The following is a 23,614-nucleotide window of genomic DNA, read 5'->3' as shown; positions in this document are numbered from 1 at the left end:
GACGGGGCAACCCGGTTCCGGCGCGGCGGCTAGAAGTTCAGCAGGTCGAAGCCGACCTCGAACCGGTTGTCGCCCGGCTTCTGGCTGTAGGAGAAGTACAGGGTGTAGCACTCGGCGGCCCAGTCCAGGCGCAGGGTGCGCTCCAGGTCCTGCTCGTCCATGAAGTCGTGGCGGTACATGGCGCTCAGGGTGAAGGTGTCGTTGATGTGCCACTTGCCGCCCACGCGGATGATGGACATGTCGTCGTCCTGGGTGCGCAGATACTCGTCGAGGCTCTTCACGAAGTCGTAGCCCAGGGTGATCTCGCCCAGCCCGTCCTTGAAGAACCGGATGGAGGTCTCGCTCTGGGTCATGTCGCCCCGGTAGGGCGAGAACCAGTTGCGGGTCAGCAGGTCCACGAAGGTGGCGGGCTTGACCTTCAGCTCGGCCATGACGTCCGAGAACGGCCTGCGCTTGTACAGGTTCAGCTCGTCCATCCGGTTGGCCTCGTTGTAGTCGTAGGACTGCTCCAGGCGGAACATCAGGAAGTCGAGGTAGTCGCGGGCGACCAGGGCCACGGGCTCGTCGTCGGAGCCGGGGGACAGGATCACGCTGTCGCGGCGGCGGTCCAGGACGTTGGTCAGCGAATAGGTGACCTTGTTGCTCCCGGCCAGCCGGTCGTCGGTGTCGAAATAGGGCAGCTTCTCCTGGCCGGTCAGGTTCGGGGTGTAGGTGTAGTCCACCCGGGGCTGGATCGAGTGCTTGAGCCGCGTCCAGCTGGAGGTCCCGGCCAGGCCGGGGTCCGCCTTGGGAAGGTCGGCCAGGGAGAAGGTCCGGGTCATCTCGGAGAAGGCCGAGAACCCGCCGGTCCAGGTGGTCCGGTTCTGGTAGCCGTCCTCGATCTTGGAGGTGTCGATGACCGCGGTCTTGCCGCCGGGGGCGGACACGGACATGTTGCCGGTATCCTCGTGCGAGGTCAGGCTGTAGGAGGTGTGGTCCAGGGCCAGGGACGGGATGACCGTCAGGTAGTCGCTCTTGAGCGGCAGCTTCAGTTCCGGCTTGGCCTCGAAGCGATGGCCGGAGTTGCCGTACTCGCGGTAGAAATAATCGTATTTGGCGTCGAACGCCCCTTCCAGCCCGCCGGGCAGGGACTGCTGGAAGGCGAAGGCGTTCAGCTCGGGCAGGGTCTGGACCGTGTCGTTCTCGCCGTCCCTGCCGTTGCCGTTCATGAACGCCAGGTTCTCGTCGTACTGGGCGAAGCCCACCACGCCGAAGCGGTCCCAGCTGCGGCTGACGTACGCCTTGCTCAGCCGGTGCAGGGAGTCCTTGTTCTCGATGTCGCGGCCGAACTCGTCCAGGAACTCCTCGCGGGAGCGCTCGAACCCGGTGGGGCCGTGCTGGAAGTCACGCAGGTAGTTCTGGTCCGAGACCACGTCCAGGTCGAGCTTGACCTGCCACCGGGGGCTGCCGAGCCAGCCGTCGTACTTGCTGCGCACCCACCAGCGGTCGCTGTTGGGCCTGGTCAGGCCGTCGCCCTGGTACCCCTTCCACTCGTCGTATTCCGAAGTGGCCCGCCGCTGGTCGTTCATGATGTCCACCTGCCACAGCCCCTTGGTCGAGGCGTCCTCGGTGTGGCGGAACTGCACGCCCTGCATGTAGCCGCGCCTGGACATGTAGTTCTGGTAGAAGGTGGCGTCCATCTCGTCGTCGATGACCCAGTAGTAGGGCATGTTCAGCTGGAAGCCGAGCTTCTCGGACGAGGACACGTAGGGCATGAGGAAGCCGCTCTGCCGCTCGCGGCGCCCCGGCAGGGCCATGTAGGGCCAGAAGAAGACCGGCACGTTCTTGACGCGGAATGCGGAGCGGTAGAGCTGGATGCGACCGTCCAGGTTGACGTCGCCCTCCTCCGAGGTCACGGACCAGGCGGGCCGGTCGCCGGAGCAGGAGGTCACCTTGGCGTTCTTGAAGGTGTAGGAGTCGCCCACGGCCTTGCCCACGCGCTCGGCCTCGACGTAGATGTGCGGCTTGGCCATGAACAGCTTCCCGTTCTTGAGCCAGCCGGTCATGTTGTTCAGGTCGAACTCGCCTTCGTCGGCCTGGAGAAAATCACCGCCCCAGTGGGCCCGGATGTCGCCCTTGAGAAAGACCCAGCCCGTGTTCCGGTAGTAGCGGGCGAAGTCCGCCCGCAGCTGGTCCTCGCCCAGGCTCAGGGAGACGTTGCCGAACGCCTCCACGTACTCGCTGGTGTGGTCGCCCACCACCCGGTCCGCGGAAAAGGTCCACTCGTCCTGGTCCGGGGCCTGGACCGGCGTGTCCGGCACGTATTTCCTGACCCTGTTCAGCTCGGGCTGCTTGCCGATGAGCGTCCACGGCAGGCAGAGCGTCAGGACCAGGACCGCCAGGGCGGCCAGGGATATGCGGGTGAACTTGCGTCGCAAAAAGACCTCTCGGCTATCTGGACCTGAGGTATCTGTCGTCTTTGTCCAGGTAATTCCGGACGTAATCCGCGGCCCCATCCTCCAGGGAAGTCATCTCCACCGGGCAGCCTGCCGCCTTGAGCTTGTCCATGTTCGCCTGGGTGAAATACTGGTATTTGTCCCGGATCGTCTCCGGCATCGGGATGTACTCGATGACCGGCTCGCGGTCCATGGCGGCAAAAACCGCATTCGCCAAATCATTCCATGTTCTTGCAGTTCCCGTACCGATGTTGAAGATGCCGCCCTTGTCCCGGTTCTCCAAAAACCAGGCCATGATGTCCACGCAGTCCTTGATGTACACGAAGTCCCGCTTCTGGCCGCCGTCCGGATACTCCGGGCGGTAGGACTTGAACAGCTTGAGCTTGCCGGTCTCCAGAATCTGGCTGTGCGCCTTGCAGATGACCGAGCGCATGTCGTCCTTGTGGTACTCGTTGGGGCCGAAGACATTGAAGAACTTGAGCGAAACGATCTGGTCGAGGATGCCCGCGTCCTTGGCCCAGAGGTCGAAGAGCTGCTTGGAGTAGCCGTACATGTTCAGGGGGCGCAACCGGTCGATGCCGTCATGGTTGTCGTCGAAGCCGCACTCGCCGTTGCCGTAGGTGGCGGCGGACGATGCGTTCACGAACCGCGCCCCGTGCTCCATGCAGAACCGGCAGACGTACTGGGTGAAGCGGTAGTTGTTCTCCATCAGGAAGTCCGCGTTCAATTCGGTGGTGGAGGAGCACGCGCCCATGTGGACCACGGCGTCGGTCTCGAACGGGTCGTCCCCTTCGAGGATGAACTTGAGGAACTGATCGCGGTGCAGGTAATCCTGATATTTCAGGCCCACCAGGTTGTTCCACTTCTCGCTGGTGGACAAATTGTCCACCACCAGAATGTCGTCGATGCCCATGGTGTTGAGCTTCCAGACCATGGCGCTGCCGATGAATCCCGCGCCGCCGGTGACTATGTACATGGCTTCCCCTTGCTTTCTCGATGACGCCCTTGCGGCGTAAACGTCTTTACATACTGTGTTCATGGCCAGGACGCAACCGCAAGAACCCGCGCGTTTTCCTAGACAACCGCGCATATTCTGGTACTATGTGCCTTAATCGTTGTTGCGACCGACTACTATTTTGCGTATATGCTTTTAATGATTCCCGAATGGGAGCAGCGACAAAGAAAACAATCTCTAAAGGAGTGAGATCATGACACATTCTAGAAAACTGATTTTGTTCATGCTGGCCGCGATGTTGACTTTCTCCTTCGCGTTTGCCGCCACCGCCAACGCCAAGATGGTCAAGAAAGTCGATAACTTCATCTTGTTCCTCGACCAGTCCGGCTCCATGGCCATGAAGAATGCCGACGGCATGAAAAAGATTGAAAAGGCCAAGAGCGACATGCTCGCGCTGAACCAGGCCATCCCCGCCCTGGACTACAATTCCGCGGTAATCCTGTTCGCGCCGTTCGAGGTGCAGTGCTCGCCCAAGCCCTATTCCGAGGCCACCGTGGCCGCAGCGGTCTCCGCCGTGGACACCGAGTTCGGCATCTTCAACCGCCAGACCCCCATGGGCAACGGCCTGGCCGACATCAACCCGACCCTGGGCCAGCTGTCCGGCAAGACCGCGCTGATCATTTTCACCGACGGCGAGTCCAACATCGGCACCGACCCGGTTGCCGTGGCCCAGGACATGGCCTCCAAGTACGGCAGCAACCTGTGCGTGCACGTTGTCAGCTACGCCGACTCCGCCAAGGGACAGGCCGTTGTTGACGGCATCCGCTCCGCCTTCTCCTGCTCCGTGGCCGCCGACGGCGCCACCTTCGCCGACGCCAACGCCCTGAGCAAGTACGCCCGCGACGTCTTCTACGACGAAGTCGCCGACCCGGCCCCGGCTCCGGCCCCGGTTGTCGTCGCCCCGGCCCCGACCAAGGAAGTGGTTACCTTCAACCTGAACTTCGGCTTCGACAAGTACCAGATCACCGACGAGATGATCCCCGTGCTCGAGCAGGCCAAGATGATCCTCGAGGAAGACGCTTCCGCCACCTACGAGATCTCCGGCCACACCGACTCCACCGGTACCGAGGAGTACAACCAGGGACTGTCCGAGCGCCGCGCCAATTCCGTCATGGAATGGCTGGTTGCCAACGGCATCTCCGCCGACCGCCTGGAAGCCAAGGGGTACGGCGAGCTGAGCCCGAAGTACGACAACACCACCAAGGAAGGCCGCAAGCTCAACCGCAGGGTTGAAATCCAGACCAAGTAGCAGTATGGTAAGAATGGCTGGGCGGCGCTGCCGCCCAGCCACCTGCTCTGGTTAGAAGGACTAAACCATGCATAAGTTTGCCATTTTGGCCATTCTGGCCCTGCTCTCCACCGGAGCCTTTTTTGCGTCCGGCGTTCCCGCTTCCGCACAGGAAGTGGCTTCCGTTGCGCCCGGCAACGCATCCCAGCCCGTGACCGCGGCCAACATGCCCCTCTATCTCGACGAGGGACTGGCCACCAAGCACGCGGACTTTGAAAAATTCGCCAAGACGCGGGCCCAGGCCCTGAACCGGAACCACCGGTTGTCCCGCCAGCGCATGCAGATCGTCAAGCAGCCCGACGGCTCCTACCTCGCCCGCTACCACGCCATCGACCTCGACTCCATCTCCACCAAGGTCAGCCGCTCCAAGTCCAAGACCATCCCCTTCGTGGGCGTCATGCGCTTCCAGGAAATGGTCATGGAGGCCGTGGGCAACTCGCCGGAGCTCTGCCGCACCGCCCATTTCAAGCCGGTGTCCGCGATCCCCAACCGCCAGATCTTCAGCTACAAGAAAGGGACCTGGCAGTAACCCCGGCCCCCGATCCGAACCGCGCGGTCTCGCCGCTCTTTTCGCACGCCCCCGGTCAACGGCGAGGGCTGGACATCGGGCCGCGCGCCGAGCATGATGCCCGCGAACCGCAACCCAGGACACAGACCATGGACGGACGAAAACGCGCCGACATCAAACCCGGCATGCTCGTGGACATCGTGCTCAAGAAGGACCAGCGCACCGGCGCGCTGACCCGCGGCACCGTGGCCAACCTGCTGACCAAATCCCCCACCCACCCCCACGGCATCAAGGTCCGGTTGACCGACGGCCAGGTGGGCAGGGTCAAGGCCGTCCTCGGCCAGAGCGAGGGTTGATGCGCATCTGGGTCGACGCAGACGCCTGCCCCAACGCCATCAAGGATATCCTCTTCCGCGCCGCACAGCGCCGGTCCGTGGAGATGATCCTGGTGGCCAACACCACCCTCCAGGTACCGCCCTCACCGCTCATCACCGCCATCCGCGTGGACGCGGGCTTCAACGAGGCCGACAACGAAATCGCCGCCCGCGTGGCCCCCGGCGACCTGGTCATCACCGCCGACATCCCCCTGGCCGACGCCATCGTCACCAAAGGCGCCACCGGCCTCAACCCGCGCGGCGAACTCTACACCGAAGACAACGTCAAAGGGCTGCTGCGCATGCGCAACCTCATGGAAGAACTCCGCTCCGGCGGCCTGGCCCAAGGCGGCCCCCCGCCGCTCGGCCCCAAAGACAAACAAGCCTTCACCAACCAGCTCGACCGCTACCTCACCAAACACGCCTGACCGGAGAAGAATGCTTCCGGGCTCCCTTTCAAAACTTCTTGTCGCCGCTTCGCGAGGCAATGCCACGGACCATCTTCCTTGGAGCGCCTTTGAGGCGCAGCCTCAAACAGCGGCTCTCCTACCCCGCCAACCCTTACGAAGGCCCCTCTTCCTTCGCCCTTCGTCCCGTCAAGCCGCACGCAGCGAGCCCTGTTCTGGACGCCTGGAAGCCGACCGCGAAGGGGCGGCGGCTCCGCTCCCGTAGCCCCTCGGTATCCCTTAAAAGGGGCGTTTTCGTGGAGGCACGGACAATACTTTTAATCGGATGGAGCCGGACCGAGCGGATCGGATTCTTGGCGGCCAAACTGTGGGCGGTGATGTCCCCCCAAAGCATTTTTCTTTCGTTCTTTCTTTTTTGCTTTGGAAAAAGAAAGAACCCCGCCGGGAGGGCTCCAAAAAACCTGGAGGAGCGCCAGCGACGGCTCTCTCTTTTCTTTCCTCTCTTCCTCTCTCCTTCTCTTCTTCTCTTCTTCTCCTCCCCTCAAAAGAAAAGAGGCCCGGTCGTCTCCGACCGGGCCTCGCCATGCAATCAATAAGGTAGAAAGCCTACAGCTTGGCCTTGATGGCCGCCGCGATCTGCTTCCCCTGCTCATAGCACTTACCCAACACATCGTGGGTCGGAATGAACTGGGTCTTGATCGGCTCGATCACTTCCATGTTCATATCCTCCAGCCACTGGGTCAGCACCTTCACGCACTCGCCGGACCAGCCGAACGAACCCACGGCGGAGCCGATCTTGTGCTGCGGCCGCAGCCCCTTCATGTAGGTCAGCATATCCGCCATCAGCGGCAGGATTCCGTTGTTGTGGGTCGGCGAACCGACGATGACGGCGGCGGCGTCGAAGACCTCGGTCATCACGTCGGAGTGGTGGTTGCTCTTCATGGACATGAGGCGCACGGACACGCCCTCGTCGGCCAGGCCCGAGGCCACGGCTTCGGCCATCTTCTCGGTGGAGTGCCACATGGTGTCATACACGATGACCGCCTTGTTCTTCGGCTTCTGCTCGGCGTACTCCTGGTACTTGTCCATGGCCCAGGCGCAGTCCTCGCCGCGGAACATGAGGCCGTGGTCCGGGCAGATGGTGGCGAGCTCGAGACCCATGTCGCGGATACCGGCCAGGGTTTTGAGCACCACCGGGGAATACGGCAGGACGATGTTGGCGTAGTAGGTCTTCATCAGCTCTTCGAGCTTGGCGCGATCAACCTGGTCGGCCCAGCGTTCGGAGGTGGCCCAGTTCTGGCCGAAGGCGTCGTTGGTGAAGGCCAGCTTCTCCTCCGGGCAGTAGGTCAGCATGGAGTCGGGCCAGTGGAGCATGCGGGTCTCGATGAAGGACAGGGTCCGCTTGCCGATGGAAATATTGGTGCCGGTGGGCACGACCTCGACGGGCCATTCCTGGTACTGGAAGTGGGCCTTCATGGCCTTCTGTCCCATGGGCGAGGTGTAGATCTTCTCGGGGCGGTATTTCTCCACGGCCAGGGCCAGGCAGCCCGCGTGGTCCGGCTCCAGGTGGTTGACAACGAAGTAGTCGATCTTGCGGTCGCCGAGCACCTGGGCGAGGTTGCACTGGAGGGTTCCCCAGAATTCCTCGGCCACGGTGTCGACCAGGGTCACCTTCTCGTCCATGATGAGGTAGTTGTTGTAGGTGGTGCCCATATGCGACTTGGAATAGCCGTGGAAGTTGCGGCGGTTCCAGTCCACCGCACCGATCCAGAAAATTCCTTCTTTGATTTCAACAGGTCTCATTCTCTTCTCCACATTGGGCGGCTTCATGCCGCCAAAGTAAAAGGAGCGCGTCCCGAAGTCCGCGCTCCCTGCCCTCGGTGGGGCGAAAGATTAATCTTCGGGTACGAAGTTGTCCTTGGGCGCGCCGCAAACCGGACAGGTCCAGTCATCGGGCAGGTCTTCGAACTTGGTGCCGGCCGGGATGTCGGAATCGGAATCACCCTGTGCCGGGTCGTACACATAGCCGCAAATTTCACACACGTATTTCTGCATGGGGTCAGTCTCCTTTTGCTGGGTCATATTTGCAGCAGCGGCAGCCGCTGTCAACTTACCGGGATCGGTTTCCACCGGAAGTTCACAGTCCGAACGAGTGGAGCCGGGGCCGACCATGGGGCGGAAGCACTTCTTGGTGCCGCCGCAGATGGGACAGCGCCAGTCGTCCGGCAGCTCCTCGAACCGGGTACCCTTGGGGATTTTCCCTTTGCGGTCGCCCTTGTCCGGATTGTAGATGTAGCCGCAGTTGACGGTCTGGCACTGGTATATTTCATGGGGCTCGGCCATGTTCGCTCCGGTGGAGTATAAAGGGGCGGACCTAGGTCCGCCCCGATGGTGCTTGCTGGATCGCGCCGTTGGCGCAGCGCCGGTCGGCGCTTACGCGGTGGCGGCCCACAGGCCGTGGATGTTGCAGTACTCGCGGGCCTTGAGCGGGCCGGAGAGACCGCAGATGCAGAACTCGGCCTCGGGTTTTTCGCCGGGCTTGAGCATCTTGGTCAGGACCACGTCGCCCACCTGGAGCTCGATCCACTCGATGTAATGTTTCTCTTCCATGGGGTGCGCGACTTCGCCGACCTTGACGGTGACCTTGTCGCCGTCGCGGACGATGACGGGGACGTGCTTTTCCTTGGCCGCGTCAACGGTGTTCTCGGTCATCAGAACCATGTCCTCTCCGCAGCAGACCAGGTCGCCGCCGCCTTCGTGAATGGCCATGACGATATTGCCGCAGGTATTACATTTGTACACTTCGCCCAGTTTGATAGCCATGTCGAATCCTCCTTGGATGATGGATGTTACCAGTTGGTGTCCTTGATTTCGAAATGGGCCTGGGGGTGGTCGCAGGCCGGGCATTTGACCGGAGCGGTGGAACCCTTGTGGTTGTAACCGCAGTTCTGGCAGCGCCAGGTGATCTCCTCGTCTTTGACGAAGACGCGATCGTTCTCGATGTTGGCGATGAGCGACTTGTAGCGCTCCTCGTGGTAGCGCTCGGCCACGGCGATGTTTTCCATGACCGCGGCGATCTCCGCGAAACCCTCGGCGCGGGCGACCTTGGCGAAGTCGGGGTACATCTCGGAGTACTCCTCGTGCTCGCCTGCGGCGGCGGCGCGCAGGTTGTCCAGGGTGTTGCCGATGACGCCCGCCGGGAAGGCGGCGGTGATCTCGACGTCGCCGCCCTCGAGGAACTTGAACAGCCGCTTGGCATGTTCTTTCTCGTGGTTGGCGGTCTCTTCGAAAATCTTGGAAATCTGCACGTAACCTTCTTTCTTGGCTACGCTGGCAAAGTAGGTGTATTTATTGCGAGCCTGCGACTCGCCGATGAAGGCGGTAAGAATGTTCTTTTCGGTCTGCGTTCCTTTCAGCGACATCTGTATCCTCCTGTCTCTGTTTCCTGTTTTTTCGACTCACCTTTCACCTTACACAAAAATCCCGAGCTTGTCGTATTATTATGTGTAAAGTTGCGGTTAATTCAGACGACGTAAATTTTATTTCGCCATGCTGATGACTTGCAGTCACCTTGATAATGATTCCTATTTTATCACAGCATCCCTGTCAAGGAATTTCACCGATCATTTTCCATAAATAAAGCCGGTTGCCCAAAGAGGCAACCGGCTTTACCAGACTAATGGTCTTTTTTTCTACTGCTGCGCAGCCTGGCATTTGGGGCAGATGCCCACGAACTCCACGTTGGTGGAAAGCACCCTGTAGCCGCTGGTGCAGGATTCCGGGATGATGGGGATCTCGATTTCGCATTCCACGTCGGCCACGGCGGTACAGACCTCGCACCGGATATGCGGGTGCGGTTCAGGGGTGCCGTCGAACCGCTTCTGTTCACCGGGAGCACCGAGCTTGAGGACCAACCCCTTGGACGAAAGAAATTCGAGGTTGCGATAGACCGTGCCCAGGCTGATCCTGGGAATGATCTTGCGCACCATGTCGTAGACCTCGTCCGCCGTGGGATGGGTCTTGACCTTCTGTAGTTCTTCCAGGATCACTTTCCGCTGTTTGGAAAGCCTGAAACCCATTTCATGTGCCATGGACATCCTCCATATTTGATAACAATTACTATTCCCCCACCCTGCAAATGTCAAGAGGAATCCGTTGAAGCGGAATTAAGGCTCATTATCCCAGAATCAAAATTACTGCAAACACGCCAACAGCCATGTTATCCAATTCAAATACAAGGATAAATATTAAACTACACCCCGGTCAACCGGCAAAAAAAGGACCCGGCCAAGCCGGGTCCTTTGAGTTTCGATGATCTTAGTTGCGGAACTTGGCAACCAACCCCGCCAGCTCCTCGGCCATCTCCGAGACTTCCTGAATGCCGCGGTTGGACTCCCGGATGCCCGACAGGACTTCCTGGGAGAGGTCGTTGATCTGGGTGACGCGGTTGTTGATCTCGTCCGAGGTGGAGGACTGCTGCTCCGCCGCCGTGGCGATGCCGTTGACCATGTCCGCGATGGAGTTGGAGTGCTCCACGATCTGGTCGAGAACGCCGCCCGCTTCCTTGGCCATGCCGGAGGTATTCAGGACGCGCTCCTTGGCGGTATCCATCTCGCGGACCACGTTGGTGGTGGACTGCTGGATCAGGGATATGGCTCCCTCGACCTCCTTGGTGGCGTCCATGGTCTTCTCGGCCAGCTTGCGGACCTCGTCCGCGACCACGGCGAACCCTCGGCCGGCCTCGCCCGCGCGCGCCGCCTCGATGGCCGCGTTGAGCGCCAGCAGGTTGGTCTGGTCCGCGATGTCGTTGATCACGGCCATGACCTTGCCGATGTTCTCGGCGCGGCTGGACAGGGAGGCCAGGGCCTCGGCCAGGTTCTCGGTGATGGCGGCCACGGAGTTGATCTCCTCCACGGTCTTGTTCACCACCTCGCCGCCGGAGGCGGCCACCTTGTTGGCCTTGTCCGATGCGTCGGCGGTCTCGGAGGCGTTCTTGGCTACCTCGAGCACCGTGGCGTTCATCTCCTCCATGGCCGTGGCCACCTGGCTGGTCTGGTTGGCGGTGGTGTCCACGCCGTTGGCCAGCTGGTCCATCTGCGCGGACAGGAGGTTGGACGCCTCGTTCAGCTTGTTGGCCACCTCGGTGACCTCGTTGGCGACCTCCAGCAGGTTCTGGCGCTGGAGCTCGATGTTCTTCTTGTCCTCTTCCTCGCGCGTCAGGTCGATGAGCACGCAGATGACGCCCACGGTGTCCCCTTCCGCGTCCTTGAGCGGAGAGGCCTCGAAGAGCAGGGGGAAGACCGTGCCGTCGGCGCGGCTGTAAATGAATCGCCCGGTGATGGGTTCGCCCAGTCCGATGACTTCGCCCGCGTTGCAGGAAGAGCCGTCCGAGGACTCGCAGTCGAAGATATCGGCCACGTTGCGGCCCTCCAACTCGTCCTCGGTCTGGCCGAGAATGGCCTGAAGCGGCGGGTTGACGAACTTCATCTTCTGGTGGGCGTCGGTCACGAACAAGGGGACCACGATGCCGCTGAGCACGGACTGGTTGTATTCCAGCTGGTCCTTGATCTGGTCCACCATGGCGCCGAGATAGCGGGACAGGGACCCGAGCTCGTCGGTGCCGGAAACCGTGAACTGCGCGTCCAGGTTGCCGTGGGCCACGTCCTCGGCCGTGGTGGCGATGGAGGTGATGCGGTTGACGATGGCCCGGCGCATGAAGATGATCAGCGCGGCCAGCAGGGCCAGCACGCCCAGGACGGAGATGCCCGCGGACTTGATCTGGTTCTCCTTGAGCGCGTCGAACTGGCGGCTGACGTCCACGGCCACGACCATGGCGCCCAGGATCTTCCGGGACCGGCCGTGACAGTGGTAGCAGAACGGGTTGTTCTCGATGGACTTGACCTCGGCGAAATGGAGCTTGTCGTCGATCTCCATGAGCTCGCCTTTGGACATCTTCTCCACCAGGCCGCTGCGGATCATGTCGGGCAGGCCGTTCTCGGACCGGACCTCGTAGATGGAGTTCCGCTCGGCCTCGTGGATCGTGGAGTAGGTGATCTCGCCCTTGTAGTCGGTCAGGTAGACCTTGATGTCGGGGTACCGCTCGGCCATCTGCAGGAACTTGACCTCGGTCCCGTCGTTGTCGCCCTTGGCCATCGGGTCTTCGATGGCGATGTAGAGCATGTCGGCCACCCGTTCGGCGGCCGCCGCCACCTCGGACAGGGTGTGGTCCCTGTTGGAGATGGAGGTGTAGAAGAACAGCCCCGCAAAGGCCAGGATGGTCAGCAGGGAGGACAGCAGGATGAGCTTGACGCCCAGGGAGCGGGTGATGAAATTGTCCATGCCGCCCTCCTAGTGCGCGCCGCCGTAGAGCAGCGGCTTGAAGTCGAACGCGTCCACGCGCTCGGGATTATGACAGACCTGACAGTCTTCCAGGGACAGATCCTTCTTGATCAGGTCCGGATCGCCTCCGGATTCAACGTGGTCGTAGCCGGGGCCGTGACAGACTTCGCACCCGGCCTCGCCCATGGACGGGGTCTGGTCGAAGCTGACGAACCCGCCCGGCTGGCCGTACCCGGTGACGTGGCAGCCGTAGCATTCAACCAGCTCTTCCTTGGTCAGGTCGGCCATCATGATCTTGACGGACTCCCCGGAGTGGGCCTTCTTAGCGAATTTCTTGAAATTTCCGTACTCTTCTTCGTGACATTCGCCGCACGGTTCCGAGCCCACATACTGGCCCGAACTCGTCCGGCCCGTTCCCGCCAGGAGGGCGGAAACGACAAAGGCTGCCAGCAAAAGAGCCAGACAGCCTCTGTAAAGGACCGTTGTCTTAGTCATGAACCAACCCCCATAGCTAACCAACACGGTGCTGCAGCGGCCGGGCACCCTTGAACCCGGCCGGATGCAAAGATGGCGTTACCTTAGAGAATTATTCGGAACTGGTAAAGCACTCCCTGCATATCATTTGCTTCCCTGAGCGGGTTACCACGCCAAAGTCCCCTTGAAAGAGGCTGCGAGGGCATCGACTTCCACATTCAGGACCGTCTTATCGGCAAATTTGGCGGTCAATTGAGACGAATCTGCGACTTTACCCACCATTTGGCAGTACTGGCCGGAGAAAAGTTCCTCGAATCGTTCCCGGGCGGAAGCCGGGACCGACACCACAAACCTGCTCGCGGACTCCGAATACAACACTTCGGTCAGGTTCAGCTCACCGAGAACCGGCACCAGGGAGAGGTCAACGTCCGCACCCAGTCTGCCGCCGATGCACATCTCGGCCAGGGTCACGCCCAGGCCGCCGTCGGAGCAATCGTGGCAGGCCGAGACCAGCCCTTCCTGGGCCGCCTTGAAGACCGTCTCGTACCGCGCCTTGGCGGACAGCAGGTCCACCTGGGGCACGCGGCCGTTTGAGAAGCCGAGCTGGTCGGCGATCTCGCTGCCGCCCAGTTCGGCGCGGGTCAGGCCCAGCGCGTAGATCAGGTCGCCCGGCTGCTTGAAGTCCGAGGTCAGGCACTTGTTCACGTCCGGGATCACGCCGATGACCGAGAAGAGCACGGTCGGGGGGATGGAGATCTTGCGGCCGCCGCCCTTGTAGTCGTTCTTCATGGAGTCCTTGCCGGACACGCAGGGCACGCCGAAGCCGAGGCAGTAGTGGGCCAGGGCCTGGTTGGCGCGGACCAGCTGGGCCAGCTTGTAGTGGCCGTCCGGGGTGGACTCGGACTGGACCGGGTCGCACCAGCAGAAGTTGTCCACGCCCGCCATGTAGCTCACGTCGCCGCCCACGGCCACCGCGTTGCGGATGGCCTCGTCGATGGCGTTGGCCATCATCCAGTAGGTGTCGAAGTCCGAGAACTGCGGGCAGATGCCGTGGGAGACCACCAGACCCCGGTCCGAGCCGTATTCGGGGCGGATGACGCCCGCGTCGGACGGGCCGTCGCCGACCACGCCGACCATGGGCTTGACCGCGGACTTGCCTTGGACCTCATGGTCGTACTGGCGGACGACGTACTCCTTGGAGCAGATGTTCAGCCTGCCGAGCATGTCCTTGAGCAGCCCGTTCTGGTCCTCGGCCACCGGGACCGGGTCGGATGCGACTTCGGGCCGCTTCCAGACCGCCTTCAGCTCCATCTGCGGCACGCCGTTGTGCAGGAAATCCATATCCAGGCAGGTGACCATCCTGTCGCCGTAGCGCACCAGGTACTTGCCGGAGTCGTTGAACACGCCCAGCGCGGTGGACTCCACGTCCATCTCCTCGGAGAGGCGCATGAAGGCGTCGAGCTTGTCCGCGGGCACGGCCATGGTCATGCGCTCCTGGGCCTCGGAGATGAGGATTTCCCAGGGACGCAGCCCGTCGTACTTGAGCGGGGCCTTTTTCAGGTCCATGTCGAAGCCGCCGGAGTCCTCGGCCATCTCGCCCACGGAGGAGGACAGGCCGCCCGCGCCGTTGTCGGTGATGGCGTTGTACAACCCCAGGTCCCGGGCGCGCATGAGAAAGTCGTACATCTTGCGCTGGGTGATGGGGTCGCCGATCTGGACCGCCGTGGCCGGGGAGCCCTCGTGCAGCTCCTCGGAGGAGAAGGTCGCGCCGTGGATGCCGTCCGCGCCGATGCGGCCGCCGGACATGACGATGACGTCGCCGGGCATGGCCTGCTTCTCGTGGGACGGGCGGCCCGCCACGGTGACGGGCATGGTCCCGATGGTCCCGCAGTAGACCAGGGGCTTGCCCAGGTACCGCTCGTCAAAGACGATGGACCCGTTGACCGTGGGGATGCCGGACTTGTTGCCGCCGTGCTCCACGCCCTCGCGCACGCCCTCGAACACCCGGCGCGGGTGCAGCAGCCTGGGCGGCAGCTCGCCCTCGTGGAACGGGGAGGCGAAGCAGAAGACGTCGGTGTTGCACAGCAGGTTGGCGCCCATGCCGGTGCCCATGGGGTCGCGGTTCACGCCCACGATGCCGGTCAGGGCTCCGCCGTACGGGTCCAGGGCGGACGGGGAGTTGTGGGTCTCCATCTTGACGCAGATGTTGGTGGTCTCGGAAAAGGCGATCACGCCCGCGTTGTCCTTGAACACGGACAGGCAGTAGTCGCCGCCCTCGCGGGTGGCCGCGTTGCGGGCGCGGATCTGCTTGGTGGAGCCCTGGATGAAGGTCTTGTACAGGCTCGACAGCTCGATGGTCTTGCCGGTCTCGGTGTTCTCGTACTCGATTTTGGCCGAGAAAATCTTGTGCTTGCAGTGCTCGGACCAGGTCTGGGCCAGGACCTCGATCTCCGCGTCCGTCGGGTCGGCGGACATGCCCAGCCCCTCGCGCTCGGCCCGGACCGCCGGGTTCGCGTAGTAGGCGCGGATGTCGTGCAGCTCCTTGAGCGACAGGGCCAGGGTGTTGGCCCGGGAGAAGTCCATCATCTCCTCGTCGGACATGGTCGAGAGCGGGACGACCGCGACCTCGTCCGAGGCCTTGCCCGTGACCCGGGCGGCCTTGGGCTCGAAGCCGGGATCGGCCGCCCACTGGGCGGCGGACTTGTACTCGAACCGCTGGATCAGCTCGTTGGCCAGCAAATCCTTGGCAATGTGGTGGACGCCGTCCTGGTCCAGGTCGGCCTGGATCAGGTACTGGCGGGAGGTGTAGACCTTGAGCCCCTCGCGCTCGGACTTGGGCAGCCCCAGGACCACGCCCAGGGTCTCGCGGGCGGTGCGGCCCTCGTTGTCGGTCACGCCGGGGCGGAAGCCGACCTCGATGATCCAGTCGAAGTCGCGGGCCAGGGGAGAGAGCGACGCCTCGTGCAGCACGGGGTCGTGCAGGGCGGCCCGCTCCAGGGCGAGGTCCACCTGCTCCCGGGTCACCCCTTCCAGGGTGAAGACGTTGACGATGCGGACGCCGCCGACGTCCATGCCGAGCTCGTTCCTGATCTTGCGGGCGATCTTCTCGCCCAGCACGTCCCGGACGCCTTCCTTCAGTCCAACGATCACGCGACAAAGCATATCTGGTCTCTCCTCTCGATGGGAAAAAGCGGGAGGCCGGTCCCCGCTCGGGACCGGCCTCGGAATCACTTGGTTCTGGTCAAAACGAAATCGGCGGCCTGCCGGAGCACGGTCACCTCTTCTCCGGTGCCGAGCCCGTCCAGCCGGGACTTGGCCTCCTCCACGTAGAAGGCGGCCTCTTCGCGCGTCCGCTCGGAGTAGCGTCCCTCGCGGACCTGCTCCAGGATGTCGGCGCACTGCCCGTCGCTCAGCGACCCGTCCTTCAGGGCCTCCAGCAACGCCTCGGCCCCGGCCTCGTCGCCCTCCTCCATGAGCAGGATGAGCGGCAGGGTCACCTTGCCCTCCTTGAGGTCGCCCCCTTCGGGTTTGCCGGTCTCGGAGGTCGGGGAGGCGTAGTCCAGGGCGTCGTCCACCAGCTGGAAGGCGATGCCCAGGTTCAGGCCGTAGTCGCCCGCCGCGTCCTCCTGCTCCGGGGTGGCCCCGGCCAGGGCCGCGCCGCACCGGCAGGCGCACTCGATGAGCCGCGCGGTCTTGCCGATGATGATGCCCATGTAGGTCTCGCGGTCCAGCGACGGATTGCGTGAAAATTCGATTTCCTCGATCTCGCCGGCGGCGGTCTCCATGATGCCCTTGGCCAGCAGCCAGGACAGCCTGGGGTTGCCGTAGCGCGCGCCCATCTCGTTGGCCAGGGCGAGCAGCGCGTCGCCCGCCAGGATGGTCTCGGTGCGCCCGAAGACCAGGTGGGCGGCGTCCCGGCCGCGCCTCAGCTCGGCGTCGTCCAGGTAGTCGTCGTGCAGCAGGGTGGCGGAGTGCAGCAGTTCCAGGGCGCAGGCCATGGCGTGATGATCGTCCTTGGCATAGCCGAAGGCGCGGGCGAACAGCAGCGTGAGCATGGGCCGGATGCGCTTGCCGCCGGACCCGAGGATGTGCTTGGCAACGTCCCGGACCAGCCCGTTGAGCTGGTCGGCCTCTTTGTCGAGAAAGTCATTGATGGCGGGAAGTTCCCGTTGGAAATAGCGTAAGAGTTCGTCCATGTTCGTCGTACTATGTCAGGTTGCTGGTTGCGGGGCAAGCCCCGGTTACGCCGGAAAAAGCGCTGCTGCCGCCGTTTCGAGCGCCCTGAGCGCGCCCTTGAGATCCCAGTCCCCCGGCTCGCGGGAGCCGGCCAGGTTCGAGACGGTCCGTACTTCGAGGAACGGGAGTCCAGCCCCCGCCGCCGCATAGGCCAAAGCGAACCCCTCCATGTTTTCCGTGCCGTTCCCGCCGCAGGCCGCCTTGAGCAGCGCCGCCCGCTGCGGGGTCCCGGCCACGCCCGACACGGATACCGACGGGACGCGTTTCCAGTCGCCGGGCAGCCGCAGCCCCATGGCCGCCGCGTCCCGGTCCGGGGTGAGCGCGATCCGGTTCCAGACCAGTTCGCCGCCCGCCCTGCCCAGGGGAAATCCGATCCCCTTGGGGTCGGCCAGGCCGTCCTCGCCGATCAGGCCGTACTCCGGCCAGATCTCTTCCGTGGCGCAGCAGGGCGCGCCCATGGGGGTCGCGTCCAGGTCGTACGCCCCGGCGATGCCGAGATTGACGACCCCCTCGACCTCGGGCCGCGCCAGCAGCCGCCCGGCGCACAGGGCGGTGTTCACCAGCCCCACCCCGGACACGGCCAGGAGCAGTTTCCTGCCGCCCGCCGCGTATTCGGCCACGCCGCCCTGGGCCACGGCCGGAGCCGAAGGGAACGCCCCCTTCATCTCGTTGGCCGTTGCGGTCATGACCAGGAGCATCGCCTTGCCTACAGCCGCCAGTAGGCGACCCCGGCGGCTTCAAGCTCCGCGCGGTCGAAGAATCCCTTCACGTCCACCACCAGGGCGCGCTCGGGGTCGCGGAACCAGCCCTTCAGCTCGGACGGGCGGACCTCGGCGTACCCCCGGTGGGGTACGGCCAGGATCAGGGCGTCCAGGTCGCGCAGCTCGCCCAGCGGCAGCAGGGTCACGCCCAGCTCCTCGCGGGCCTCCTCCGGGTCGGCCTCGGCGTCGGTGACCAGCACCTCCACGCCGTAGTCCGCGAGCTCGGCCAGGATGTCCACCACGCGGGTGTTGCGCAGGTCGGGCACGTTCTCCTTGAAGGTCAGGCCGAGCACGCCCACGCGCGCCCCCTTGATCTTGCAGTCGGAGTTGATCAGCCGCTTTATGGTCGATTCGGCGATGAACTTGCCCATGGTGTCGTTGATCTCGCGGCCCGCCAGGATGACGTGGGGGTGCAGCCCCAGGGCCTGGGCCTTGAAGGTCAGGTAGTACGGGTCCACGCCGATGCAGTGGCCGCCCACCAGGCCGGGCCTGAAGGGCAGGAAATTCCATTTGGTCCCGGCGGCCTCGAGCACGTCCAGGGTGTCGATGCCCATGGTGTCGAAGATGACGGCCAGCTCGTTCATGAGCGCGATGTTCAGGTCGCGCTGGGTGTTTTCGATGACCTTGGCGGCCTCGGCGGTGCGGATGTTCGGGGCCAGGTGCGTCCCGGCCTTGACCACGGTGCCGTAGACCTGCCGGAGCAGCTCGCCGGTGGGCTCGTCCTGCCCGGCCACGACCTTGGTGATGGTCTCCAGGCGGTGGACCTGGTCGCCGGGATTGATGCGCTCGGGCGAGTAGCCCACGGTGAAGTCCACCCCGCACTTGAGCCCGGACTCGGCCTCCAGGATGGGCACGCAGACCTCTTCGGTCAGGCCCGGGTAGACCGTGGACTCGTAGACCACCACCGAGCCGGGTTGCAGGTGTTTGCCCACGGACACGGACGCGCCGCGCACGGGGCGCAGGTCCGGGGAGCGAAATTCGTCGATGGGGGTGGGTACGGCCACCAGGATCAGGCGCGCCTTGGCCAGGTCCGCGAGGTCGGCGGAGAAGGTCAGGTCCACGTCGTCGCCCACGGTGGCGAAGTCCACCTCGTTGGTCCGGTCGATGCGGCGCTTCAGCTCGTCCACGCGCTTCTCGGACACGTCCACGCCCAGGACGCGGAAATGGCGGCCCAGGGCCACGGCCAGGGGCAGCCCGACGTAACCGAGCCCGACCACCGCCACGGCGTCTTCCCGATTCTGCAACTGTTCGAAGGTAATCATGCTCATCGTATCTGCTCCGTCACCCGTTCGGGTGGACACCGACGGTGTTTAGCGGCTAGGCTGGGTCCCATGAACATCGACTGGACGCTCCTCATCACCGCCGTCGGGTTGGCCCTGGTCTTCGAGGGCATCCCCTATTTCCTGTTCGCGGAGCGGATGCCCGCCCTGCTCACCAGGCTGGCCATACAGCCGCCCAAATTCCTGCGCTTCATCGGCCTGGCGGCCATCATCCTCGGCCTGCTGGTCATCTCGTTCGGCCGCTCTTTATCCTCATAGGGCCGGACTGTCCAGAAACCCGGGCCCGAGCCTACTGCTTCGCCCCGCTCTTTTTCGGGGCCGACTTCTTCGCAGCCGACTTTTTCGCGGCCGACTTTTTCGCGGCCGGCTTTTTCGGGGCCGCCTTCTTGCCGGTCTTTTTGGCGACCGTCTTTTTGGCGGCCGTTTTCTTCTCCGCGGATTTCTTCGCGGCAGCCTTCTTCGGTGCCGCCTTCTGCTCTTCGGCCTTCTGAGCCGCGGGCTTCTCGGCTTTCGGGACAACCTTGGGGGCCGCCGGTTCCGGCGCAGGCTGCGCGACGGGGGCGGCGGGTTTCTCGGCCACGTGCAGGTAGACGATGCCGGACATCATCGGCACGTTGTAGACCCGCTCGAAACCGGCCTTGAGCAGTTCCTCGCCGAGCGCCCGCTCGTCCGGGAAGCTCTTGATGGTCTCGGCCAGGTAGCGGTACGCGCCGGGGTCCCCGGAGATGCGGTCGCCGATGAACGGCAGCAGCTTGTCGAGATAAAAATTGTACAGCCCCTTCCAGACCCGCTTGGACCCGGTGCCGAACTCCAGGATGCACAGCCGCGCGCCCGGTTCGAGCACGCGCATGAACTCGGCGTAGGCCTCCTCGCGGGGCAGGATGTTGCGGATGCCGAAGGCGATGGTCGCGGCGGACATGGACTCGTCGGGCAGGGGGAGCGCACGCCCGTCGGCCTGGACCGGGAAGATGCGTTTTTCGCGCCCGTCCTTGAGCTTGCGGACCTTGCCGGTCTCCAGCATGGGCAGGGCGAAGTCCAGGGCGGCCACGGTGCAGTCGGGGTACTGGCGCAGCAGCTCCACGGACACGTCCATGGTCCCCGCGGCCAGGTCCAGGACCGTTGAGCCGGGGCGGGGCCGGGCCGCCTTGGCCAGCCGGTAGCGCCAGTAGATGTCCTGGCACCCGGACAGGGCGTGGTTGAGAAAGTCGTACCAACCGGCGATGCGGCCGAACATGTCGGCCACCCGCCGGCCATGTTCGGCGTGGGTGGAGGCCCCGGTGTGGGACTCGCATTCGGGCCGGGCCATCTACTCGCCCTCTTCCGCCGAATCGATCCCCACAGGCGCGTCCCCGGCGGTGACGCCGGTGATGGTCCGCATGATGTCCTTGTAGATGACGTCGAAATTCTGGCCGAAATTGGAGGGGGAGATGCGCCCCACCTCGATGAATTTGATGACCACTTCCTTGGCCACCTGGAGTGCCTGCTTGTCGTACTTGTCCATGGAAACGCTCCCGTTTTTCAAAGGAAAAACCGCCCGGTGGGAAATGGCCTTGACCAACGTAGTCAGGGTATGCCGGGCGGGTAAAAGGGAGAAACCGTAAAGCCCCTCTCTTTTTTCGGGGTTCAGTACCATGCGCGGCCCGGTTCGTCGAGGGATTTGGAGCCCCGCGCCCCGCCGGGCGGGAGCGCGATTTCCCTTTACTCGGGCCGGACCTTGCCCTACCGTCGCGCAGCCCGGCGAGCCGGGCATGCCCCCACCCCGAGGTGACTATGAGAATCCCGCTCCTGACCGCGCTGCTGCTCACGGCCTCCAACGTGTTCATGACCTTTGCCTGGTACGCCCACCTGAAGGAGCTGAACCAGCGCCCGTGGTACATCGCGGCCCTGATCAGCTGGGGCATCGCGCTCTTCGAATATCTCATCCAGGTCCCGGCCAACCGGCTGGGCTACACCGCCCTGTCCCTGCCGCAGCTCAAGATCATGCAGGAGGTCATCGCGCTCGCGGTGTTCGCACCCTTCTGCCTCTTCTACATGAACCAGCCCCTCAAGCTCGACTACCTGTGGGCCGCGCTCTGCCTGCTGGGAGCGGTCTATTTCATCTTCCGATCATAATGGAACCCGGCGGGGAGCCGGGAAAGGGAATCAGCCCACCGGGCAGTCGTCGGCCTCGGCCAACCGGTTGCGCCCGCCCCGCTTGGCCCGGTACAGGGCCGCGTCCGCCGCGTCCAGGATGCGCGCCGGGGCCACCGGGGAGCCGTCGTGGACGCACAGCCCTATGCTGGCCGTGACCTGGAAGTCCCGGCCGTCCACGGTGAACGGCTCCTCGGCCACGGATTTCAGGATGCGCTCGGCCACCACGCGGGCCGAGGGGCAGCGCTCGCCGGGCAACAGGATAACGAACTCGTCGCCGCCGAGCCGGGCGACCACGTCTCCCGCGCGCACCGCCTTCATGCACCGGGCGGCGAACTGCCGGAGCACGCCGTCGCCCGCCACGTGGCCATGGGTGTCGTTCAGGGTCTTGAAACGGTCTATGTCGAGGATGAGCAGGGCCAGGGGCTCGCGGTATCCGATGGAACGGTCGAGCCTGGATTGCAGCTCGCGCCAGAACACCCGCCGGTTGAGCACCCCGGTCAGCGGGTCGGTGACCGCCTCGACGCGCAACCGTTCCTCCTCCTGCTTGCGGGCGCGAATGTCCACGGCGATGCCCGCGAACTGTTCGGGCCGCCCGCTCCGTCCCCGGCTCAGGTTGCCGATGAGCTCCACCCAGCGCTGGTCGCCGCAGTCGGTGAACAGCCGCACGTCGTAGCGGAAGACTTCCTTGTCCCCGTCCATGTAGGCCCGCACGGCACGCAGCAGCGGACGCCGGTCCTCGGGATGGATGTGGCGCAGCCCGCCGCGCAGGGATAGGTTCAGGTTCTCCACCGGCATGGGCACGGTGTGGATCAGTTCGGCGGCCAGCCAGACCTGGCCGGTCCGGAAATCGTAGGACCAGGCCGCGCTGTCCGTGATGCCGCGCAGGATCTGGAACTGCTTGCGCTTGGCGCTCAGCCGGTCGCGCAGCACGGCGTTGGAGATCAGGTAGGCGGCCGTGCGCAGCAGCGCGATCTCCACGTCGTCCCAGTCGTACTCCCGCTCGCAGTCGTCGAAGCCCAGCGTCCCCCACCACTCCTCGTCCACCATGATCGGGATGGTCAGCATGGACTTGATGTTCTGGATGGTCTGGCTGTCCAGCAGGTAGCCCGGCTCCAGGTCGCGGGTCATGGTCTTCTGCCATTCCCCCCGCTGGCGGCTGCGGATCAGCTCGCGGTATTCGTTTTGGTCGATGGCGTTGGTGAACATGTTGAACATGGACATGCCGAGCTGCGCGTATTCGGGCGCGGCGGCCCACTCGAAGGTGTAGTTCTGGGTGATGTGCGTGGGGGTCACGGACACGGTCTGGAAGATCCAGACGCGGCTGACGCCGGTGGCCCGGCCCAGGGTCTCCAGCAGGTCGTTGACCCCGTCGGGCCAGCCCTTGCCCGAGGTCAGCTCCTCGGCGTTCCGGGCTATGGCGGACAAAAGGGAGGCCTTGGTCCCCTCCTCGTAATCCCCGCCCAGGCTGTTGAATGTTCCCGTCTGCATCGGCATGTAATCCCAAAAGACCATATACCGGTCCGCGAGGTCAAGTAATGAGAATCAGTCCTGCTTGATTTACTTTGCCGGGACTGCTAGTTGGAACGCTATGAAAGCTCTAGATTTTCTCTCCTTCATGCGGAAGCGGACGGTCGCAATGGCCGCCATCCTGGTCCTCGCCCTGCCCCTGCCCGCGGCCTCCGAGGTCATCGGCACCGTGGACACGGTCTTCCACATGTTCTCGCGCGACGACGACATCGTGGTCGAGGCCTTTGACGACCCGGACATCCCGGGCGTGACCTGCTATCTGAGCCGGGCGCGCAAGGGCGGGGTCAAGGGCATGATCGGGGTGGCCGAGGACCCGTCCGACGCCTCCATCATGTGCGTGGGCACCGGGGAAATACAGGTGCCGGAGAAAGTCAGGAACGGGAAGGCCGACGGGGAAAAGGTCTTCAAGAAGGGCACCTCGCTGGTGTTCAAGTCCATGCAGGTGGTCCGCTTCTACGATGCCAAGCGCGACGTCATCGTCTACATGGTCTACAGCGACCGGGTGGTCGAGGGATCGCCCAAGAACAGCATAACCTGCGTGAAAGTGCAGTAGTATTCGGGGAAAGGCGGGAAACAATGAGCAGGGAAGAACTTTCGAGACTGATCGGTGACGCCATGGCCGATCCGGGCATGATCCGGGACGCCATGACCATCAAGGACAGGCCGTCCTTGGACGCCTACGTCCGGGACAAGGGCTACACCCTGACCCCGGAGGAGCTGGACGAGATATGGGAATTCTCGGCCCGCGTGATGAACGGCTCGGCCGACCAGGAGGGCGCGGCCCGCTGGCGCATGGACACCGTGGGCGACGCGACCCTGGACAACCGGGACGACTAA

General features: G+C 63.8%; 24 protein-coding genes and 1 pseudogene. 8 read left to right on the top strand and 17 right to left on the bottom strand.

Annotated elements, in window-relative coordinates; genetic code table 11:
- Positions 1–29: 29 nt before the first annotated feature.
- Both AWY79_RS05270 and rfaD read right to left on the bottom strand, forming a co-directional pair.
- Entirely contained in the window at positions 30–2,417 is a 2,388-nt protein-coding gene (locus tag AWY79_RS05270; protein ID WP_066801261.1) for an LPS-assembly protein LptD, read from the bottom strand.
- 13 nt (positions 2,418–2,430) lie between these two features.
- Positions 2,431–3,411, bottom strand: a complete 981-nt coding sequence (gene rfaD, locus AWY79_RS05265) for an ADP-glyceromanno-heptose 6-epimerase (protein WP_066801258.1) — start codon at positions 3,409–3,411, stop codon at positions 2,431–2,433.
- A gap of 232 nt (positions 3,412–3,643) precedes the next feature.
- On the opposite strand from rfaD, the gene AWY79_RS05260 reads away from it, so the two are divergent.
- The 4 genes from AWY79_RS05260 (at position 3,644) to AWY79_RS05245 (ending at position 6,048) form a co-directional block, all read left to right on the top strand.
- Positions 3,644–4,699 carry an OmpA family protein gene (locus AWY79_RS05260; RefSeq protein WP_066801255.1) on the top strand — a complete coding sequence of 352 codons (1,056 nt, stop codon included), beginning with the start codon at positions 3,644–3,646 and terminating at the stop codon, positions 4,697–4,699.
- A gap of 67 nt (positions 4,700–4,766) precedes the next feature.
- Positions 4,767–5,267, top strand: a complete 501-nt coding sequence (locus AWY79_RS05255) for a hypothetical protein (RefSeq protein ID WP_066801254.1) — start codon at positions 4,767–4,769, stop codon at positions 5,265–5,267.
- A gap of 128 nt (positions 5,268–5,395) precedes the next feature.
- A complete protein-coding gene (locus AWY79_RS05250) occupies positions 5,396–5,602 on the top strand; it encodes a YwbE family protein (protein ID WP_066801251.1) in 207 nt (68 codons plus the stop codon).
- The gene (locus tag AWY79_RS05245) at positions 5,602–6,048 is read left to right on the top strand and encodes a YaiI/YqxD family protein (protein WP_066801249.1); all 447 of its coding nucleotides are present in this window, start codon (positions 5,602–5,604) and stop codon (positions 6,046–6,048) included. The genes AWY79_RS05250 and AWY79_RS05245 overlap by 1 nt, the downstream gene beginning before the upstream one ends.
- 585 nt (positions 6,049–6,633) lie before the next feature.
- Here the strand turns inward: AWY79_RS05245 and AWY79_RS05235 are convergent.
- From AWY79_RS05235 to AWY79_RS05185, 12 genes and pseudogenes are all read right to left on the bottom strand, one after another.
- The gene (locus tag AWY79_RS05235) at positions 6,634–7,830 is read right to left on the bottom strand and encodes an FprA family A-type flavoprotein (protein WP_066801243.1); all 1,197 of its coding nucleotides are present in this window, start codon (positions 7,828–7,830) and stop codon (positions 6,634–6,636) included.
- Positions 7,831–7,920: 90 nt separating this feature from the next.
- Positions 7,921–8,082, bottom strand: a complete 162-nt coding sequence (gene rd / locus AWY79_RS19295) for a rubredoxin (protein WP_233491041.1) — start codon at positions 8,080–8,082, stop codon at positions 7,921–7,923.
- A 72-nt stretch (positions 8,083–8,154) separates the two neighbouring features.
- Positions 8,155–8,370: pseudogene (locus tag AWY79_RS19290) on the bottom strand (rubredoxin); the annotation flags it as partial.
- Between the two features lie 90 nt (positions 8,371–8,460).
- A complete protein-coding gene (locus AWY79_RS05225; protein WP_066801238.1) occupies positions 8,461–8,850 on the bottom strand; it encodes a desulfoferrodoxin in 390 nt (129 codons plus the stop codon).
- Between the two features lie 26 nt (positions 8,851–8,876).
- Positions 8,877–9,449, bottom strand: coding sequence for a rubrerythrin (gene rbr, locus AWY79_RS05220; protein ID WP_066801235.1), 573 nt, complete (start codon positions 9,447–9,449; stop codon positions 8,877–8,879).
- 270 nt (positions 9,450–9,719) lie between these two features.
- A complete protein-coding gene (locus tag AWY79_RS05215; RefSeq protein WP_078063874.1) occupies positions 9,720–10,118 on the bottom strand; it encodes a Fur family transcriptional regulator in 399 nt (132 codons plus the stop codon).
- 226 nt (positions 10,119–10,344) lie between these two features.
- Entirely contained in the window at positions 10,345–12,366 is a 2,022-nt protein-coding gene (locus AWY79_RS05210) for a methyl-accepting chemotaxis protein (RefSeq protein WP_066801229.1), read from the bottom strand.
- Positions 12,367–12,375: 9 nt separating this feature from the next.
- A complete protein-coding gene (locus tag AWY79_RS05205) occupies positions 12,376–12,861 on the bottom strand; it encodes a cytochrome c family protein (protein ID WP_066801227.1) in 486 nt (161 codons plus the stop codon).
- Positions 12,862–13,005: 144 nt separating this feature from the next.
- Positions 13,006–16,002, bottom strand: coding sequence for an AIR synthase-related protein (locus AWY79_RS05200; RefSeq protein ID WP_066801225.1), 2,997 nt, complete (start codon positions 16,000–16,002; stop codon positions 13,006–13,008).
- A gap of 65 nt (positions 16,003–16,067) precedes the next feature.
- Positions 16,068–17,036 (bottom strand): polyprenyl synthetase family protein, encoded by a 969-nt coding sequence (locus AWY79_RS05195; protein WP_066801222.1) that lies wholly within the window; start codon positions 17,034–17,036, stop codon positions 16,068–16,070.
- Positions 17,037–17,081: 45 nt separating this feature from the next.
- Positions 17,082–17,774, bottom strand: a complete 693-nt coding sequence (gene mqnB / locus AWY79_RS05190; protein WP_066801220.1) for a futalosine hydrolase — start codon at positions 17,772–17,774, stop codon at positions 17,082–17,084.
- Between the two features lie 8 nt (positions 17,775–17,782).
- Positions 17,783–19,105: a nucleotide sugar dehydrogenase gene (locus AWY79_RS05185; RefSeq protein WP_078063621.1), complete on the bottom strand. Its 1,323-nt coding sequence runs from the start codon at positions 19,103–19,105 to the stop codon at positions 17,783–17,785.
- A 63-nt stretch (positions 19,106–19,168) separates the two neighbouring features.
- Here AWY79_RS05185 and AWY79_RS05180 point away from each other — a divergent pair, with 63 nt between their 5' ends.
- A complete protein-coding gene (locus tag AWY79_RS05180; RefSeq protein ID WP_066801218.1) occupies positions 19,169–19,375 on the top strand; it encodes a DUF2065 domain-containing protein in 207 nt (68 codons plus the stop codon).
- Positions 19,376–19,406: 31 nt separating this feature from the next.
- Here the strand turns inward: AWY79_RS05180 and AWY79_RS05175 are convergent, their stop codons facing one another.
- Positions 19,407–20,423, bottom strand: a complete 1,017-nt coding sequence (locus AWY79_RS05175) for a ubiquinone/menaquinone biosynthesis methyltransferase (protein WP_066801207.1) — start codon at positions 20,421–20,423, stop codon at positions 19,407–19,409.
- On the bottom strand, positions 20,424–20,618 hold the full coding sequence (locus AWY79_RS05170; protein ID WP_066801205.1) for a hypothetical protein: 195 nt from the start codon (positions 20,616–20,618) through the stop codon (positions 20,424–20,426). It lies immediately after the preceding gene.
- 269 nt (positions 20,619–20,887) lie between these two features.
- Between AWY79_RS05170 and AWY79_RS05165 the strand changes: the two genes are divergently transcribed.
- Positions 20,888–21,229, top strand: a complete 342-nt coding sequence (locus tag AWY79_RS05165) for a DMT family protein (protein ID WP_066801203.1) — start codon at positions 20,888–20,890, stop codon at positions 21,227–21,229.
- 30 nt (positions 21,230–21,259) lie between these two features.
- Here the strand turns inward: AWY79_RS05165 and AWY79_RS05160 are convergent, their stop codons facing one another.
- Positions 21,260–22,738 (bottom strand): sensor domain-containing diguanylate cyclase, encoded by a 1,479-nt coding sequence (locus tag AWY79_RS05160; RefSeq protein WP_233491009.1) that lies wholly within the window; start codon positions 22,736–22,738, stop codon positions 21,260–21,262.
- A gap of 148 nt (positions 22,739–22,886) precedes the next feature.
- Between AWY79_RS05160 and AWY79_RS05155 the strand changes: the two genes are divergently transcribed.
- The gene (locus AWY79_RS05155; RefSeq protein WP_233491008.1) at positions 22,887–23,330 is read left to right on the top strand and encodes a CreA family protein; all 444 of its coding nucleotides are present in this window, start codon (positions 22,887–22,889) and stop codon (positions 23,328–23,330) included.
- A 23-nt stretch (positions 23,331–23,353) separates the two neighbouring features.
- Complete coding sequence (locus tag AWY79_RS05150; RefSeq protein ID WP_133987223.1) at positions 23,354–23,614, top strand: hypothetical protein; 261 nt, start codon at positions 23,354–23,356, stop codon at positions 23,612–23,614.

It is taken from the genome of Pseudodesulfovibrio indicus (genome assembly GCF_001563225.1).
Lineage (GTDB): Bacteria > Desulfobacterota > Desulfovibrionia > Desulfovibrionales > Desulfovibrionaceae > Pseudodesulfovibrio > Pseudodesulfovibrio indicus.
Note: the sequence above shows the minus strand (reverse complement) of the source record. Positions and strands in the feature narration are given on the sequence as shown.